The sequence below is a fragment of the Acinetobacter zhairuonensis genome, assembly GCF_022601715.1.
In the GTDB taxonomy this organism is placed as follows: Bacteria; Pseudomonadota; Gammaproteobacteria; order Pseudomonadales; family Moraxellaceae; genus Acinetobacter.
Genome location: NZ_JAKVIM010000029.1, coordinates 1 through 18,290, shown reverse-complemented (window position 1 = coordinate 18,290; position 18,290 = coordinate 1). Strand labels below are relative to the sequence as shown.

19 protein-coding genes are annotated in these 18,290 nt (G+C 36.6%); 15 read left to right on the top strand and 4 right to left on the bottom strand.

Annotated features, from left to right (window positions below; all coding sequences use genetic code 11):
* Positions 1-51 precede the first annotated feature (51 nt).
* Together MKI85_RS16510 and MKI85_RS16505 are read right to left on the bottom strand one after the other, a co-directional pair.
* Positions 52-792, bottom strand: a complete 741-nt coding sequence (locus MKI85_RS16510; protein ID WP_241629341.1) for a phage antirepressor KilAC domain-containing protein — start codon at positions 790-792, stop codon at positions 52-54.
* A gap of 303 nt (positions 793-1,095) precedes the next feature.
* A complete protein-coding gene (locus MKI85_RS16505) occupies positions 1,096-2,988 on the bottom strand; it encodes a DEAD/DEAH box helicase family protein (protein ID WP_241629339.1) in 1,893 nt (630 codons plus the stop codon).
* A 1,395-nt stretch (positions 2,989-4,383) separates the two neighbouring features.
* On the opposite strand from MKI85_RS16505, the gene MKI85_RS16500 reads away from it, so the two are divergent.
* Genes MKI85_RS16500 through MKI85_RS16490 form a run of 3 tightly spaced genes read left to right on the top strand, consistent with a single transcriptional unit; the run spans position 4,384 to position 5,326 of the window.
* Positions 4,384-4,668: a hypothetical protein gene (locus MKI85_RS16500; RefSeq protein WP_241629337.1), complete on the top strand. Its 285-nt coding sequence runs from the start codon at positions 4,384-4,386 to the stop codon at positions 4,666-4,668.
* Positions 4,669-4,706: 38 nt separating this feature from the next.
* Entirely contained in the window at positions 4,707-5,015 is a 309-nt protein-coding gene (locus MKI85_RS16495; RefSeq protein WP_241629335.1) for a transcriptional regulator, read from the top strand.
* A complete protein-coding gene (locus MKI85_RS16490; protein WP_241629333.1) occupies positions 5,012-5,326 on the top strand; it encodes a helix-turn-helix domain-containing protein in 315 nt (104 codons plus the stop codon). The genes MKI85_RS16495 and MKI85_RS16490 overlap by 4 nt, the downstream gene beginning before the upstream one ends.
* Before the next feature lie 24 nt (positions 5,327-5,350).
* Here MKI85_RS16490 and MKI85_RS16920 read toward each other — a convergent pair whose 3' ends face one another.
* On the bottom strand, positions 5,351-5,479 hold the full coding sequence (locus MKI85_RS16920; RefSeq protein ID WP_281070044.1) for a hypothetical protein: 129 nt from the start codon (positions 5,477-5,479) through the stop codon (positions 5,351-5,353).
* Between the two features lie 54 nt (positions 5,480-5,533).
* Between MKI85_RS16920 and MKI85_RS16485 the strand changes: the two genes are divergently transcribed.
* Entirely contained in the window at positions 5,534-5,893 is a 360-nt protein-coding gene (locus MKI85_RS16485) for a hypothetical protein (RefSeq protein ID WP_241629330.1), read from the top strand.
* A 268-nt stretch (positions 5,894-6,161) separates the two neighbouring features.
* On the opposite strand, the gene MKI85_RS16480 is transcribed toward MKI85_RS16485, so the two are convergent.
* Entirely contained in the window at positions 6,162-6,515 is a 354-nt protein-coding gene (locus MKI85_RS16480) for a hypothetical protein (protein WP_241629328.1), read from the bottom strand.
* A gap of 624 nt (positions 6,516-7,139) precedes the next feature.
* On the opposite strand from MKI85_RS16480, the gene MKI85_RS16475 reads away from it, so the two are divergent.
* The 11 genes from MKI85_RS16475 to MKI85_RS16430 all read left to right on the top strand — a co-directional run.
* The gene (locus MKI85_RS16475; RefSeq protein WP_241629327.1) at positions 7,140-7,325 is read left to right on the top strand and encodes a hypothetical protein; all 186 of its coding nucleotides are present in this window, start codon (positions 7,140-7,142) and stop codon (positions 7,323-7,325) included.
* A gap of 6 nt (positions 7,326-7,331) precedes the next feature.
* A complete protein-coding gene (locus MKI85_RS16470) occupies positions 7,332-9,005 on the top strand; it encodes a portal protein (protein ID WP_241629325.1) in 1,674 nt (557 codons plus the stop codon).
* 13 nt (positions 9,006-9,018) lie between these two features.
* On the top strand, positions 9,019-9,183 hold the full coding sequence (locus MKI85_RS16990) for a hypothetical protein (RefSeq protein ID WP_455168466.1): 165 nt from the start codon (positions 9,019-9,021) through the stop codon (positions 9,181-9,183).
* Between the two features lie 25 nt (positions 9,184-9,208).
* Positions 9,209-9,958 (top strand): hypothetical protein, encoded by a 750-nt coding sequence (locus MKI85_RS16465; RefSeq protein WP_241629323.1) that lies wholly within the window; start codon positions 9,209-9,211, stop codon positions 9,956-9,958.
* 230 nt (positions 9,959-10,188) lie between these two features.
* Positions 10,189-11,061, top strand: a complete 873-nt coding sequence (locus MKI85_RS16460) for a phage capsid protein (RefSeq protein WP_241629322.1) — start codon at positions 10,189-10,191, stop codon at positions 11,059-11,061.
* Positions 11,062-11,180: 119 nt separating this feature from the next.
* The gene (locus tag MKI85_RS16455; protein WP_241629319.1) at positions 11,181-11,735 is read left to right on the top strand and encodes a hypothetical protein; all 555 of its coding nucleotides are present in this window, start codon (positions 11,181-11,183) and stop codon (positions 11,733-11,735) included.
* Positions 11,735-13,846 carry a hypothetical protein gene (locus MKI85_RS16450; protein WP_241629317.1) on the top strand — a complete coding sequence of 704 codons (2,112 nt, stop codon included), beginning with the start codon at positions 11,735-11,737 and terminating at the stop codon, positions 13,844-13,846. Before MKI85_RS16455 ends, MKI85_RS16450 begins: the two co-directional genes overlap by 1 nt.
* A 476-nt stretch (positions 13,847-14,322) precedes the next feature.
* A complete protein-coding gene (locus MKI85_RS16445; protein ID WP_241629315.1) occupies positions 14,323-14,784 on the top strand; it encodes a GNAT family N-acetyltransferase in 462 nt (153 codons plus the stop codon).
* A 56-nt stretch (positions 14,785-14,840) separates the two neighbouring features.
* Positions 14,841-15,395: a hypothetical protein gene (locus MKI85_RS16440; RefSeq protein ID WP_241629313.1), complete on the top strand. Its 555-nt coding sequence runs from the start codon at positions 14,841-14,843 to the stop codon at positions 15,393-15,395.
* Position 15,396: 1 nt separating this feature from the next.
* Complete coding sequence (locus tag MKI85_RS16435) at positions 15,397-17,439, top strand: hypothetical protein (RefSeq protein WP_241629311.1); 2,043 nt, start codon at positions 15,397-15,399, stop codon at positions 17,437-17,439.
* A gap of 9 nt (positions 17,440-17,448) precedes the next feature.
* Positions 17,449-18,290, top strand: an 842-nt coding sequence (locus MKI85_RS16430) for a hypothetical protein (RefSeq protein ID WP_241629309.1), incomplete at its 3' end; no start/stop codon positions are given.

Genomic DNA, 18,290 nt, shown 5'->3' with positions numbered 1-18,290 from the left:
TAAAAAGGGAAGCTCATAACTTCCCCATCGGTTAGTTTTTAGTTTGTATTCTTATGCTTGATCAGCAGCTAATGGCTTCATCATGCCTGACTTCACCATTTTTCTAACTGCTTCATTGAAGCCTTCTTGAGTAAATACGATTGATTCGTTATAGCGAGTTGTACCGTATTGCGTGGTGAATGGTTTGCCTGATCTAACCATACGCATATAGTTATTTTTATTGGCTTCAGACAGTGGTCTGTAAGTTGTAGAGCTACTACCATTCATCCAACTATGTTCTTTCAACCATTTTTTTACTTTCATCTCTTGAACGCCTGTACGTTGTGCAAACTCTCGTATTGAATAGGTACGGCTTTTATCAAGTACAGCATCAAAGACTTCTGCTTTAGGTGCCTGGATTTCGATTACTTGAGTAGCTTCAATGAGCTTAGATTCAACTTCTTGTTTAGCAGAAGCTTCTTCGATCCACTTCTTAGCACGTTCAATTGGATCTTCGATCATATAAGAAGGTTTAACCATTTCTAGAAGTTGTTTCTCAAGGTACATCCAACGATCAACGACAGTACCTAAAAACTGTGGTGACAGTTGAGCAACGATAATTGTTGTATCTCGCTTACCTTGTTCGCCTTCAAATACATAATTTTGAGATGTGTATTGTCTATTATTCGATGTAGTGACCACATCCTCAGTCTGAGGAGATGCTATAACACCTGAACTTACAAGGGTTTCGATAGTACGCTTTACATTGTCATGTCGAGCTTGAACTAAATCTGCAATTTCTTGGCTGTTCATTTTGATAATTGTATTGTTATTTGTGTATGCAACTGCGTTGCTAGTTTTCAAATTTAAATTTGACATTTATATATAGACCTATATTAAAGGTTTTATAGTCCGCAATAATCCTAATTGGATGCAGACTTAATAGTGTTTTCTCTTTTGAATATAGTCAGTGATGGTTTTTAATATGGGCTGACTATGCCCCACTAATGTTTTTTATTGTTTTCTTGATAATTAGAATTATAGAATATTAAAAATATCTTGTCAAGAATTCAAAAATATGATAAAGGAACACTTAAAATAAGCTGATATTTTAATTTATACTTTAATCACTTTGTAAGCATTTTTACCATTTAATTTAGTTTCAGATACTTTATACCAGTTAGATACATCTGTCGCTTTCGCCTTTTCTTCAATATTAAGTTTGTCATAAACAGATTGAATCTGAATTTTTAAATCTGCTTTAGTAATGATCTGATCTTTTTTTAGATTTAATAATGCTTTTAATACGGTTACATGATCATCTTTTGCTGTAGCCGTTTCATAAGCTCTTTGTATGTTTGGTTTTCGGTAATCTAAAGCTTTGATTTTATCGTGACCAAGTTCGTCATAGTATGTTTTATAAATATCATCAAAACCATCAACCAGTTTGATTTTGAATGTATCTTTTAGATCTCTGGCTTCACAATATTCTTTCATTGTTTCGCTGAAGCATTGTGTACTTCCATTCAATAATTTATTAATACCTGTTGGCTTATGAGCAAATGGAATTTGTTTTGACTCATCTGTAAGCAACTCTCTGAATGAAGTCGAATATCCTTCATTACTGACTTCAGCACCTTCAATTTCACGAACTACATAAGTAGCTTCCAAAGCTTCATACGCTTGTAATTCTGCTTTTAGTGCAACATCTGATACGTATAGACTTCCTGTTTCTTCATCTTTAAACGTATATTTATCATTTTCAGCAGCTATTAATGCATCTGCAATAAGAATTGGATTTGCGTTAGGATCGTTGATGGCATCTAGTCTTTTTTGGCTATATTCAATTCTATCTTGTACTTTTGATTTCCATTCTGCTTTAGTCATCGAAGCAGATTCAGGAATATTTGCCACTAATAAGTGAATATGCTCATTAAAACGAGTAGATCTAATACGTCCACAAATTTGTGGCACTAATATATAGAAGTCAATTTTAGTTGCATCTTTAGCATCATCAATAACAATGTATGTTTGACCTTCCTCATCAAGAATGTCTGCACCTTCAAAAGCTGTAGCTGTATAGAAATTAATCTTTTTTACTGGGGACGTAATAGCACTAATATCGCCCCAGCGTTCACCAACATTACCTTTGATTTTTTTCTTATTTGTACGATTATCCGAACAAACAAAACGTATGTCACTTGGATTAAATAAATCTTTTCCAGTTTCAGGATCTTTAAGTTTTCTAAGTTTATCAATAGTTTTACTGATTTCTGTAACGCTGTTATAGAAGATATGTGCATTACCTTCAATGTTACCCATTAAATAATCCATACATAAGCCAAACAATGAATTGTTTACGCCTACTCGTTTTTCTAATGACTGTAAGTTGAATTTAACAGCTTTTACATTTTCCCATTCAATAGTACATAGGGGTAGATGGACTAATGCCGAAGGGAAATAATCTCGTTTTGTTGGTGTTGCAGTTAGAAAAACAGCACTTTTAAATTTCTTATAATTCTGCAATACCATTTCACAAATTTCAGCTTTGAAACCACCTAAGTTAATTAGTGTATGAGCTTCATCAATTAATATTTTGAATTCTTGAGGATTGAAGCCTGGTACTTCTAATAGATATTTTAATGAATCAAAAGTACATAAAATTTTGCGTGGTCTTGAACGGTCAGTAAGATATTGAGAAATTGTTTCATTGTCGTCTCCTTCACCATATTTAGTAACAAGCTCAACAATACCAAGATTATCGGCTTGTTTGGATAACAAAAGATTGATATATGGAACAAGTACAACATAATCAATATGATTGCGTAGAACAAGTGTTGTTCCACCACAACCTGTAATTTTCTTATCTACATAACAATTATCAGGGAAATCTGTAAGGATGTTTGAAAGACGTTTTGATGAATCGCCAGCATGAATGGTAATCGTGTTTTCTTCTAGGTTTTGTTCGATACTTGCTGTATTGTCGATGATTAAATCTTGTAAATCCATTATAGGGAATACCTAAGTAGGTCTTAGTTCTTTGTGTCATTTGTATATTGCTGGAGTAATTAAAGGACACTCCTATCCTGTACAGAAGATTATATTAAATAAAAAAAGTAATGTCAACTTTTTATTTTTACAAAATCGACACTTAAAATTGAGCTAATCACATGATTAAACTGTATTTTCCTTTTTTTTATTAATCTTTTTTATTTTACAAAATTGGATTAGAAAAGTTAATTTAAGACAAAAAAAGGAAAATATTGTCTTAGAAGAATTAACCAGTATTAATTCATAAGAACTAACGCACTCTGTAATTATCATTTGATGGCAAATCTCTATAGTCGTTTGTTTGCTCAAACTATTCTTCGGCATATCTGTGTGTTTACACACAGATATACGCTCAGAAAGTTTCGAGCTAAAACAACTTATCCACAAATTTGAATTCCTTTTTCCTTTTTTTTGTTTTTATGAAAATATCTGCTATTTATATTGTGTTTTCAATAAATTAGACAATTATTTTCTTTTTTTTTTTACAAAATCGTATTATAAAGAATGAAAAAACAGGAAGTCTAAAATATCGTATATAGCTTATAATTTAATATTATCTAAGTTTATGATAAATATAAATAAAAAAAGAGAATTTTAGAAAACAGCTTAATCATACTTTTAACGATATATCGAACTCCTTAACAGTCGTTCTCATATCTTTTTTACTTTTAACCATCATTCATCTTTATGTTCTAAGGAACATTCGATTCATTTAATTATTAAACCTTCTCTTTTCTTATCATTCATACAGAACGCTCTAAGGAGCATTGGTACTCATTCACCCTAACCTACCATTTAGTTTGTAGTTGTATTCTTAATCTTTAGAACAAGTAACATGCTTACCTTCTATACTCCTTATCAGTCGTATAGAGCTAACCATTAACAGTCAGTATTCAAGCTATGATCTGTCTTTCGTACTCCGTACTTATCCAGCCATACCATGAACTGACTGCTCCACAGATTGTTTTTTAAGATACTAAAAAAGAAAGATACTGTTTAACAGGGTAGGTATTCTAAAAACTCGAAGAGATTGAAATATCCATCCTTAGATGGGTATGAAAGCTCTAGAAGAAGAAAGATACAATCTGGTCGTATGATTTATTGTTTTGTATAATTTTTCGGAGATAAAAGATAATAAATAGCCTATGTAGCATATAGGCTTATATCACTATAATTTATGAATGGTTGACAAATATAAAAAATTTTGATATGATTAATTGTTTTCTATAACTATTAGTTATAGTTAGACCATAACAAGAATTAATAATAAAACCTTAAATTTACAGTGAATCCATGTATTCCATTTATCAAATCTATCAGGCTGACAAATTAGTATATACCACATACCACACAATGAATCCTGACTATCCTGATCGTACCAAACTCGATCTTATCTTGCAGTCACCAGCTATCCCCTACTATCTCGCTTCTGACTATTTCAAAGCTCCTGAACAATTCAGTATTCAACTCCTACAATCTAGTTTGTCGAATGCCCTACAAGCCAATGAAGTGATTCAGTCTCTTCTGAACCCACGATCTAGCCTTGAACAAGTTAAATTTGAGCTACAACCTAAAAAGAAGCCTAGACGTTCCAAGAAAAAGATTGATCAAGCAGCAGTTGAAAATACGACAAAGTAGTATATAATTAACTACGACAAAGTAGTTTTAGGTGCTGAATGTATACCATCTGTGAAACTACTTTTTTTACCCATGAATACCCTCACTATTGGACTGAAGAGCAATACACTGATTTTAAGATCTTCATTGCAGAAAACCCAACAGCAGGAGATGTAGAACCTCATACAGGCGGTGTTCGTAAAATTCGATGGGGTGGTAAAGGAAAAGGTAAACAAGGCGGTGTTCGAGTAATTTACTATAATCGTTTGCCAAACGGTGAGATCTGGTTATTGACCTTATATAGTAAAGACACGATTACTCAACTTGAAAAAAAGACACTTAGACAATTAGCGGAGTTACTGAAATGAGTCGTTTACTAAGTGACAAAGAACTTGAAGCTCATGAAGCAAAGCGAGACTTAAATTTTGAGTTGTTAGAAGGCGTTAAACAAATGCTTGCTAATAATGCAGCAAGAAGAACAGTAATTACTGAAACAGATGTTGCCCTAGCACGAAGAAAGTCTGAACTCACTCAAGATCAATTTGCCAAAATCTTAGGCATTTCTAAACGTACTTTAGAGTCTTGGGAACAAGGTAAAAGAAGACCTTCAGGTGCAGCACAATCATTGATTAAACTGTTTATTCTTGATCCTCAATTTGTACGTGAACATCTTGCTTAAACAAAATAGCTCTCAGATTGGGGGCTATTCTTTTGTTTTTCCTTGATCTAATTTCTTCTGAATTTCAGCTCTTAACTCTTCAATCGTTACAGTTATCGTCTCTTCATGTTGAGCTTGTTCAGCCAATAGAATGAGTTCTTCATCTTCAGTCATATCACGACCCTCTTCAACAATAAAAAATAAAACCTCTTATTAAGAATCATAAAAATGAAAATCAAAGGATGCAAGAAACAATCTTTCATTGACCAAGCCACTAAGAACGGTGGACAAGCAATCTTCTACGTCCTGAAGTGCTGGGATAAAGAAGAACAGTTCTACAAGATCGGGATCAGCGTAAACCATATCCTAACTCGATACGGCACAGTCAAAGCAATGCCTTACTCATGGCAGATCCTCTATGAATATCCTGACGATCCTGAAGCTATCTATGACTTGGAAGTCAAATATAAGCAACAGATGGAGCACTATTCTTATACCCCATCCATTGCGTTCAATGGTTCTAAAACAGAATGCTATTCAAATTTAACTGAAGAGCTGCAAGATGAAATCTTGGTAAGCAATAAATAGCCTAACAATTTCCATAGTTAAAACTGAAAAGAAGTTAATTAAACCTTGAATGATTGTTGTACGAGATCTTATTTTTTCAATCTCTAGATCAATTGGTGAAGGTTTAGCTGTCTTTTGATTTCTCAATTTTTTCGCATTACTGTTATTTTTTCTTCGAGCCATTTTATAAACTCCGATAAGAGTTGAATCTTGGCTGTACGAATGAGAGCTAACAATAATGTGTCCCAAACGTACAGAATTATGTAGTTGGGTCATTTGAGAGGTGCCTTTAAGCAGAGATAGAGAGATCTTTTTGAATGGAAATGCTACGAATGGTTAGCAATTTAATTATTGGTAAACTTTTGTTTATTGTATTAAGTTGAGCATTAGTTAGGGTTTTATTACGTTCAACAATCAAGATATGTACTATTTTGTACCAAATACAAAACATTAATCGTATAGCTTCTCTTATCTTGCGAAAAGAAAGGCGAGTTAAAGCGTATGGACGTCCTAACTGTTTTACTAGATATGTAATTTGATCTATTACTTCCATAGCCTGTTGCAATCTCGTATCAATAGACATTGCAGCATTTGCTAGTTTTTGAACAAAAGAAGCACTGTAGGCATCAGATAACGATGTCATATAATTCCTTTAAATCTAAAGCAACACTATTAAACTACTATATGTAGTGCTAAATGACAAGATAGAACACTACATATTGACAAAATATAAAAAGTGTGATATAGTTCACATTATTATTTCAGTAGCTTAGGCTGAATAGAATACAAACTAAGCAAGTCATTTATATATTTCCTTTATTATCCAATTCACTTATAGCTTATCTAGGTAGGCTATTTGATCCCCTATTAAGTCAATCTAGTTTTTCTCTTTCTAGTTTGGCTTTTCTTTTTAATCTTATTTATACAACTATAATAACAACTATAAATAATTATAATAATACAATTAAAACATTATAAAAAAGAGACTATTCAACCTCTTATGAACTTATGACTACAGTACAACAATAACAAGAACTAAAGAAAAGACTGCATAGAACCTTAAAGCTCATAACGCTTTTGAATTGTCACTGACTTTGAGTCGTCACTCATCAAAGAATCAAATCAGAACATCACCAGTAACAAGTGATGAATCAAAGGCAGTATATAAACCGAATACAACAACTATATACCTACGTGCGTATGCGTGTGCGCGCGCATTTTGCAACAGCATCAAATCAGAACAATAACAACAACAGGAAGCAATACATTGGCAAGTAAACCAAAAGTCGTTCAACAAGAATCTCCTGAAGAGATCGAAAGAAAGGCAAAAGAGTTAGCTCAAATCGAAGCAAATGAAAACTCAGCCGTGAGACGCAAGAACAAACAATCAACAGCATTGGGAAGTTTAATTGAAGGACAAACTGCCCTATCCAAGACCAATACAGGAACCTAAACCTAGATGGACGCGAATAGAATCCTCAAGCGTTTATCTCAACTCAAATCGGAACGAATTAAACACGAAAGCCATTGGCGAGATTGTTTTAAATATGGCAGTCCTGAACGTCAACAATCCTGGACAGATGTCTCTCAATCAGCATTAGAAAGTGAACGCTCAACAGCAAGAAAAGAACTCTATGACTCCACTTCTGTAGAAGCCATTAACCTTCTTGTTAGCTCTATTATTAGTGGAACAACCAATCCAACAACCAAATGGTTTAAGAGTGTACCCAGTGGCTTAGATGTACCTGAGAACATGACTGAAGGCGAGAAATGGTTAGACACTGTTTCTGATTTCATGTTTAGAAATATCCATAGCTCTAACTTCGATAGCGAGATCAGCGACTATATCACTGACCTGGTTGTGGCTGGATGGGCTGTCTTATACATCGACACACTCAAAGATAAAGGTGGCTTTGTATTTAATGTTTGGAATATTGGAAGCTGTTATGTCAGTTCGCAAAGAGCCAATGGACTGATAGATACGGTATACCGTGAGTTTGAATTAACAGCAGAACAAATCGTTTCTGAGTTTGGAATAAACCAAGTCTCTGACAAAGTAAAAAGAGCAATCGACAAGAACCCTGATCAAAAGTTCACATTAGTACAAGCCATCTTCCCTAGAGATAAACAACAGGTCAAAGGTGAACAAGGACAACGTATAGCAACAGCTATGCCCTTTGCTTCAGTCACCATTGAAGTACAAGCGAAACATATACTCAGAGAAAGTGGCTTTGAAGAACTGCCATGTGTGGTCGCAAGATTTAAGAAGATCCCTGATTCACATTATGGAATTGGACTCATGTCTCATGCATTACCCGATGCCAAGACAGCCAATCAGATTGCGAGAATGTCACTACAAGCAGCAGAACTCAATATTGGTGGCTTATGGTCAGCTTTACATGATGGTGTAGTGAATCCTAATACCTTACGCATTAGACCGAATGCAATCATAGCGGTGAACTCAGTTGATGCAATCAAGCGTTTGGATACAGGTAATGCAGCAGCTCTAGGACTTGAATACCTAACTCATTATCAACAGAAGATTAGAAAGACTTTAATGTCAGATCAGCTCACCAGTCCTGATCAATCTCCGCTTACTGCTACAGAAGTTCATGCAAGAGTACAGATACAACGTCAACAACTAGGCTCACTCTATGGACGTATGCAAGCCGAATATCTAACAGGCTTACTAGAAAGAGTATGGGGCTTATCACTGAGATCAGGTGTACTCCCTCCTCCTCCTGAAGAACTATTACAAGCATCTCGTATTAACTTTACCTTTGTTAATCCACTGGCTTCAGCTCAAAAACTAGAGCATGTCACAGCAGTACAGCAATTGATGTTGAATGTAGGAGAAATGGCACAACTTGATCATACCATTCTCGATAACTTTAACTTCGACAATGCAGTTCAAGTGGTGGCAGATGGATTAAATGTTCCACCTTCTGTTTTCAGAACGGAAGAAGAAATCATGCAATTGAGACAGGCTAAACAAGAACAAGCGCAAGCCTTACAACAACAGCAGCAACAACAAAGCATGATGCAAGGCATGGGACAGACAGCAATGGATGTAGTCAAAGATCAAGCCAAGAACATGACACCTGACCAGTTAGGAGCATTCATTGAACAGTGAAATCTATAAGCGAGTGTTCAGTAGTGGAGAAGGCTTAGAAGTCTATAACGATTTAATCAAACAGTTTGGAGAGCAGACACTCTTCAACAAAGACAATCAATATGACACAGCCTTCAAGCTTGGACAGTATGATGTCATCACGTACATACAAAACAGACTAAACGATCTAAATAAATAATAAATAACAAAAAAAGAGAATAAGAATGACAGACCAAATTGAACAGGTTGAACAAGTACCAGCATTTACTGAACCAAATAATACAACGACTAATACAGCATTAAGTCATAGTATTAATACAACGAATAATACAAGTATACCTGATAAGTTTAAAGTCACCGCAGAAGATGGATCTATCAACTACGAAGCGACATTAAACAAGATGAATGAATCGTATAGTTACTTGGAAAAGAAAGTTGGTACAGGTGAAGTCGTACCCAAGACTGAAGATGAATATGCCATAGAACGTGAAGGATTCAACTTTGAAGAATTTAAAGCAGATGAATCAAACAAAGCATTTCTTAAATCAGCTCATGCTAAAGGTATAACGAACTCACAACTCGACTTCCTTCTTTCTGAATACGATAAACGTGCAGTAGATCTAGTTTCTAATACAAGCCAAATGGATACCGATACAGCGATTCAATCCCTTCAATTAGAATGGGGTAAAGAATATGAATCCAACATCTTCAATGCCATTAAAGCAGCTCGATCAGCAGGACTATCAGAAGAACATATCAACGATCCTAGTATTGGCAACAACGTAGCCGTGATCAAAGCTCTTGCTTATTTTGGTTCACAGTTACAAGAAGATCGACCAGTACAACATGGTACACCTGTAACGACAGACATTAATTCACTTATGCGTAGTGAAGCCTTTTTCGATCCTAAGCATCCTGAACACAAGTCAGTGAAAGCTCAGATTGATGCCTATTACAACAGCCTACGCAAATAACCAATAGCTCCTGAAGTGGCGTTCAGATAAAGCTTATAGCCATACAGAGTCCTTATGACGTAGAGCATAGGATATGTATTCAACTCATATCAGCCCAATGATGGACAACTGAAAACAACTCACTATCTCTACATCATAATACAATAAATAAGACTAAATAAACAATCATAAATACAACTATAAATAGTCTTAATAATAAATATATAATTAAAATAAGGATAACAATAACAATGGCTTATTCAAGCATTGATTCGGTGTTTGTTAAACAGTATGCAGACACTTTTGTAGCACTCTTAGAACAAAAAGAAAGTAAACTTTTATCTACAGTAACCAACATTGGTGCTGTAACTGGTACATCATTTACAGTAAACGAGATGGGTACTTTAGGTGATGACTTCAGCGCATTAACTCGCTTTGGTGAGACTCAATATTCAGATGCATCTTTTGCTTCTCGTTTAGCCGTGATGAATGACTTCCCATCTTTCACACGTTACGCACCACAAGACATCTATAAACTTAAAGCTTCAATCCAAGATCCATTACTACAACGCTTACATGCTAAATGGAACCGTAAAGTAGACTCAGTGGTGTATAACGCATTAATTGGTAATGCAGCTCGTAAAGAAGTAGGTACAGATACCTATACCAATGTTGCACTTCCTGCTTCTCAAATCTTAGGTGATGTAGCAACTTCAATCACTAAACAACTTCTTATCGACATCCGTACTAAGTTCATGGAAAACGAATGTGATGAAGACATCTATGTTACATACAACGCTGACTTATTGAATGCTTTACTTGCAGATACAACTTTAACTTCAGCAGATTATTTAGCTGGTCAGATGTTGCAACGTGGTGAAATTAGCAACTTCTTGGGCTTCAATTGGGTTCACTATGAAGGCATTAAAGCAGTTGATGGTTTATCTGCTACAGGTGTGGCTTATACACGTTCTTCAGTTGAAGTAGGTATGAATACAATTGAAGGCTTGGCAATCAACCAAGTTGAAACTTTGAACCGTTCATACTCAATTGGTCATATCGAAGCAATTGGTGCTGTGCGTACAGATGAGAAGCGTGTAGTCGCTTTCAACTTTAAAGTTTAATTGTAAATATACAACTATTAATAGTTATTTAAATACAACTAAATAAACAATAGCTCTCTATTCCTATCCATAGGGTAGGGGGCTTTTTTAATAATAAAAACAATAAATAAGGATGCTACATGACCACTAAAACAGATATAGCAAATCAGGCACTCAGTTTGATTGGAGCTGATTCCATCTCATCATTTGAAGAGAATACCAGTACAGCAAGACGTATCAGAACAGTCTACGATACATCACGAAAAGCACTACTCAGACTGCATCCATTTCAATGTGCTGTGAAGCGTATCAAGTTAAGTCCATTAGCAACACAACCTGAATTTGGCTATGCCTATCAATACCAACTTCCTGACCATCTGATCAGGATCATCAATACCAATACAGAAGACTATGTAGTCGAAACTGACCGTTTACTTAGTAACAGTACAGAACTGAATTTGGTTTATGTCTCGGACAATAAGAACGAAGAAAGCTATGACAGCTTATTTGTGGAATGTCTGATTCTCTATCTCGCTTACAAGCTCTCAAAACCGATTACAGGTTCTCAAGGCACATCGGATAGCTATTACATGCAATGCCAAGAACTGATTAAACAAGCCAAAGCAGTACAGGCACAAGAAACACCATCTCTTCAATTATTCAGGGATGAAGACTACACATTTACGAGAAGATAATGGCAAAGATCAACCTGATTAAAAATAACTTTACCAGTGGAGAATTGAGTCCGCACATTTGGCTTCGCACTGACTTAAATCAGTACCGTAATGGCTGTAAAGAAGTTCTGAATATGTTGCCTATCGTAGAAGGTGGGATTAAACGTAGAGCAGGAACACAAGCAATCGTGAGTACACCGAATGCAGTTAGAATCTTACCTTTTGTGGTGAGCCATACCGACTGCTTTATCCTAGTCTTCAAAGCCAATCAGATTGAAGTCAGATTACCCGATGGCACATTAAAAACCACACTCACCACGCCTTATACAGCAGCAGATATCAAAGAGATTAGCTACTGTCAAAACAGACAACAGTTTTACATTGCTCATTCTAAATACCCTTTAGCATGGGTACGCTGTTCTGAAGATCTAAGTAACTGGAGCTATGATTCTTTTTCATTCTATGTACCCCCATTAGAAGAAGTATCAACGCCAGCTCTACCATTAAAACCAAGTGAAACCAGTGTCGGCAAAACCTGTACCTTAGTCGCTTCACCGTATGAAGTGTATAGCAATACCAAACGCTATCAGACCAATGACATTTGTTATTACTTGATCAACAACGTCAAATACTACTTCAGAGCTAAACGTATTACTCAAGGCAATCCACCTACCATTCCTGAAGAGACCTATACAGAACCAAATTGGGAACAAGTGACCGTATCAGAAGCTCAAGGATTTACTTCAGCAGATATAGACAAGTTTGTGTTTATCAATGAAGGTGTAGTTCGTATAGATAGCTATATCAGTTCAAGTACAGTGGCAGGGGAGATCCTGGTTAAACTGAATAGTGATGTTGAAGCGATTGGTAATTCATGGGTACTGAAACAAGACATCTTTGAGACAAGCTTAGGTTATCCAAGAGCTGTGACCATGTATCAGCAACGTCTAGTGATTGGTGGTACAACATCCTATCCAAACTATATATGGTTAAGCCGTGTAGCAGATGTCACCAACTTCTTACCTACAACCAATGATGCAGATTCATTTACGCTTTCAGCCAGTTCAGACCAACTGACCAATGTATTACATCTCGCTCAATCAAGAGGGATCGTTGTAATGACAGGGGGGAGTGAATTAGTGATTAGCGCACAGAATGCCTTAACGCCAACCAATACTTCTATCCTCGAACATACCAGCTATGGCTCAACATCGAATATCAAGCCTTTAAAGGTAGGATCAGAATTACTCTTCGTCCAACGTGGAGCAGAAAGACTCAGAACTTTGCTTTATGACTACAGTATTGATTCATTAACATCGAATGAACTGTCTGTCTTGGCAAGCCATATTGCTGAAGATCATGGTGGTTTTAAAGAAATGGTCTATCAACAAGAACCCGATTCAGTTGTATGGTTTGTATTGAATGATGGAAAGCTTGCTTCACTCACACTAAACAGAGAACAGTCTGTTACAGCATGGTCGCAACATGATCTAGGTAGCTCAGTGATTAGTGCAATGACCTTACCATCGACTACAGGTTCAGATCGTCTTTACTTCCTGATCAATCGAAATGGAACACTACAGATTGAGCAGATGAAAGAGGGATTACTTTTAGATTCAGCCAAACAAGTAACGGTTACACATGGAACAACCTGTACTGTGACTGATAGCTTAATTGGAACATTGGCAGATAACGTAGCAGCGTACTATAGCAATGGAACCCATACTTATAGTCTTTCTATTCTCAATCGAGTCGGGAACACACTCACTATAGACTGTGATTCAAGCATTACTTCGATCTATATCGGTCGCAAGTTTAATTCTAGAGTCAGTTTATTTGCGCCTGAACTACAAGGCAGTCCAGCAACTTCAAGTCCTAGTTTGATCAAGGTCAACTATATCAACCTGTACCTATATAAAACCATTAACCCTAAAGTGAACGGTGAAATGGTTGAGCTAAAAGAGTTTACAGAAGATTTATTTGAAGCTCCAAAGCCATATACAGGTGCAAAGCGTGTAGAACTCAATGGATGGAATACTTTTGATAACTTCAAGCTGATCGTAGAACAGGATGAACCACTCCCATTCCACATCACAGCATTGGTACTAGAACTGAATATTAATGAGCGTTAAAGATCAAAATTAAAAATCATCAATTTTACTTATATACATGGTTTACATTCCATATCAGCTAAGCTAATATAGAATTCATAGATGCAAAAAAAGCTGATTAGTCTTTCGACTACCAGCTTGTTTTTGATTCGATATTTCGTAACTTTTCGCGGAGTTAGATTCGAATGTCTAATCATAATAAGCCGTGTCGAGAGACAAGTAAAGACTTTTCATAGGTCTTTTAATTGGTCTATTTGCTTCTAATTTTCTATATAAGGAGCATTATTTTGAACAGAAACGATATGTTAGCGATATTTTTTTCTACTGTTATAGGCTATTTAGGGGCATCTTTTCCTTTGTCTGTAAATGTAGATCTCTCCAAACACACAACAATACATCAAGGGGATAGTTCTAAAACAGACTTGAACTTGCAATAACCGATAAAATTGCTGAAGGTGTCTTAGTGATGCCTTTAGTTTTTTATAATAAGAATAACAATGTACAGAATAGAACAAGCAAAAATATCAGATATACCTGAACTGTTAGAAATAGCAGTTCAATTTTGGAATGAATCTCCAACCTACCAACAACGACCAATCAACTTAGATAAAGTTAAAACTCAACTTCAAACTTTAATCCTTTATCCATCACAAGGCTGTGTTTTGATTTGCTTAGATCAGGACAACAACATACTCGGTAGTTTTGTCGGTGGACTCCAACAAGAGTGGCAATCAGACAGTCTTATGGCTTTTGATTACTGTATTTTCGTTAGACCTGAAAACAGAGGAAGCCGTACAGCTTATCTACTGATTCAAGCTTTCATCTCCTGGGCGAAAGAACAAGGTGCAGATTGGATACAAGTTGGAACAGCAACCAAGATCAACACAGAAAAGACGATTAACTTCTATCAGAAGCTAGGGTTTGAACATACAGGATCATTCTTAGAGATGGCTATATAACCCTATAAATCATCGAATAAATACAATTATAAATAGAACGAATTATAGAGGTAATAATGGCAGTCGCAGCACCAATGGCAATTGCTTATATGGCAAGTACAGCACTTGCAGTTGCATCTACAGCATACAGTGCTTATTCAGCTCGACAATCATCTAAAGCTCAAGCTAAACAGGCTGAACAGAATGCACGTAACGCTGAATCACAAGGCAGAGTAGAAGCCAATCGAATAAGAGACTTAGGTAAAAAACAAGTCAGTTCAGCTACAGCTCAAATGGCTGCAAATGGTTTAGATATTAATGCTGACAATACAGTAGTCGATACCATTACAGATGATATTAATCTGAACTCATCTAAAGATGCATGGACAACTTTCTTTAATGCGAAAAATCAATCAGCACAATATCAGACAGATGCTTCAGCCTATAAAGCACAGGCACACAATGCAACAGTCAGTGGAGTATTGAATACAGCATCTACAGCTTTAAATGCAGCAAGCAATGCACCGAAAGGAACCTTCAGTTCAAACACTCAATCTATCTCTAGTATTCCATCGAATGCTTTAGCTATGGACACCAGCAGAATAAAACAAAACAGTTCAGGGTGGGCTTAATATGCCACAAATAACTATGGGGAACTTTGGGAATGTCTTACCACAAGCTCAAGCAGGAAGAGTATTAGAGACAGGAGCAGGACAACTCGCTCAATCTATTGGAACATTGGCTCAAGTGGGTCAACAAGGTTCATTGAAAGAATTGAATGAACAGAAGAAGATCCAAGATGAGAAAGAAGAATATGCTTTTAACATTGAAGCTTCTAAATATGGAGCTGACTATACCGATGTTGTGACAGAGACGAAGCAAAAGTTAGCAACAGGTGAATTTGATGAGAACTCAGCTAAAGCTTATCTCAGACAAAAGACCGATGAACTGTCTAACACCTATAAGCAGACTTTACCTGATACCAAGCATGACAAGTTTAATTATTATGCTGAACGCATGTTTTATGAATCTGAAGCCAATGTAAAACCTTTGGCATACGATACAGAACGTAGAAAGATTAATGCTGACTTTGAGCAGGTCGGGGAGTCCACCTTAAAGATTGAGAATAGGGAACAGGGGAGGGCTTTATATGCCAATACAGTAGAACGTAATCCTGTACTGACACCTGAACAACGTACTCAATCACTTCAATCATGGGATGAGCGTAGAGACTTATCCGATGCCAAAGGAACATTAAATAGTTTAGAAACAGCTCAAGATGTTGAAGGCTTACAAAAAGTCTATGACAGTGTAGATAGCATCTTTCCTTATATGAAAGTAGAGACAAGAGATGCCTATAAAGATCAGGTTCAGAATGCAATCAACCGTATCAATAAAGGCTTACAGGTTGAACAAGACAAACGAGATAAAGAACTCAAACAACTATCTGAAGACTTTGCTAAGGATGCTTTAACTGGCTATCCAATGGATGCAGGAAGAGCAGATGCAGTATTAAAAGCTGTAGTCGGGACTGAGTATGAAGCTGACGTTAGAGAGAACCTGGCACTCAATAAAGATGCTCAAAAGTTTCGTGATTCATCTTCTATAGAACAAGAACGTGCAATCGCTCGATTAACTTCAGAACTGGAAAATACACCACAAGAAGATGCAAGCAAATTACAGAAGCAATTGAGTATGTTCCAAAACATAGCCAATACATCTAAACAACGAGCAAAAGATGATCCTATTGCTGCTATTCAATCTCAAACAGGCAAGAAGTTGTATACCGTAACGCCTGAACAGATTGGTCGAGGAGATATAGATTTTAAACAGGCTCAGATCACGACTCAGATGCTTGCAGATCAGAAGAAGAATAATGGTGGAATCGGATCACTGATTCAATGGAATGCCACTGAACGTAAAGCATTTACTGATCGTTATTTTGATGCAACGCCTAAACAACAACGTGCAATGCTGACTGACTTAACCAAAATGGCAGGAACCAACAAGGATGCTCAGAAAGAGTATTTCACATTGATTGGGGGTGAAAAGAATGCCTATGACTATATGGGGATCTCTAAACTGAATCAGATGGATATTGTGTTACATGGTTCCAGTATTCGAGCAGCAGATGTTGCTTTAGAAGGAAAAGCAATTCTGAATGCAGGACAGGCTTCTGTATTAGGCAATGAAAAACAGTTTCATACTGCGATTCAATCAGAATTTGGCAATGCTTCAGGCTTAGGGGGTAGTGAACATCGAGCTTATCAAAACTTAGCTTTCTCTATTTATCTAGGACTGGCTAAACGTGGACTTGGTATTGTGAAACAGGATGAGAACGGTAATCCAATCATCAACAAGAGCATGGCTAAACAAGCCTTTGATATAGCAACAGGTGGAACCTATAAACAAGCTTTAGGTAAGAATACCAATCACACCTTTATGCCTTATGGCTATACACAAGCTAGTTTTGAAGATGCAATTCAAGATCATCTTCGTACTCAATATCGTAAAGAGACAGGTTATCTTCCTCCTTCAGAGAACATATTGAATACTCATGCAGTGGTGCAGATCCCAAATATGAACAACTGGTATATGTTCATTCAACCGAATGGCAAGCCGATGATCAATCCAAAAACAACAAAACCATACGTGATAAAAATTAATAATAAATAAGGAACAACAATGGGCTTACTCAGTGGAGAGTTTACCGATCAGGACATGGCTCTTGATGAAACAAGATTAACCGATCCCAAGACCTTTAAACGTGGTGCATTAGCAGATACCGCATTAGGTGCAGTTTCAGGAGCAGCAAAAGGGGTTACTTCAGTGGCTAACGCTGCAAGTCGTGTAGTAGAAGGTGATGAAGTTGCAGACAGACGTTTACAACAAGCCAATGAAGCATTCACTCCACTGAATCAAGGGACAGCAGGACATATCACTTCAGGGATTACAGAAGTTCTAGCAGCAGGGGCAGTGGGTTCACCACTAGGAGCTGTAGGTGTAGCAACTACAGTAGGACTCGGCACCAGGGCTTCAGAACATACCCGACTAACTCAGCAACTTGGCGTAGATCAGGAAACAGCAGATTCAGCTTCTAATCTATTTGGTGCAACCAATGCAGCAATGGCTTTTCTACCTGTCTCTAATGTATTTAAACAGTCTCTTGCTTTGGATTATGCAGCATTAGTTGCAGTACCCACAGCCGTAGGACAAGCATCTATCTATGCTGAAGGTGACTATCTAGAAGCCAATGGGTATAAGAAACAAGGTGAGATGTATAAGGACATGGCAACAGATCCTACAGCCATATTCACTAACTTAACCATTGGTTCAGTCTTCTTTGCTGGCAGTCGTTATCTCAGTGCTAAATCCAATCCTGATTTATCTGAAGCTCAAGTCCATCAGGCAGAAGCAGAGTTCAATAATGTAGTAGACCAGGCTCAAGCCGATGCAGATAGATCAAGTATGCCAACTGTACCTGAATCAGCAGGAGACTTGCTTCAGCATCAACAGAATATCAATCA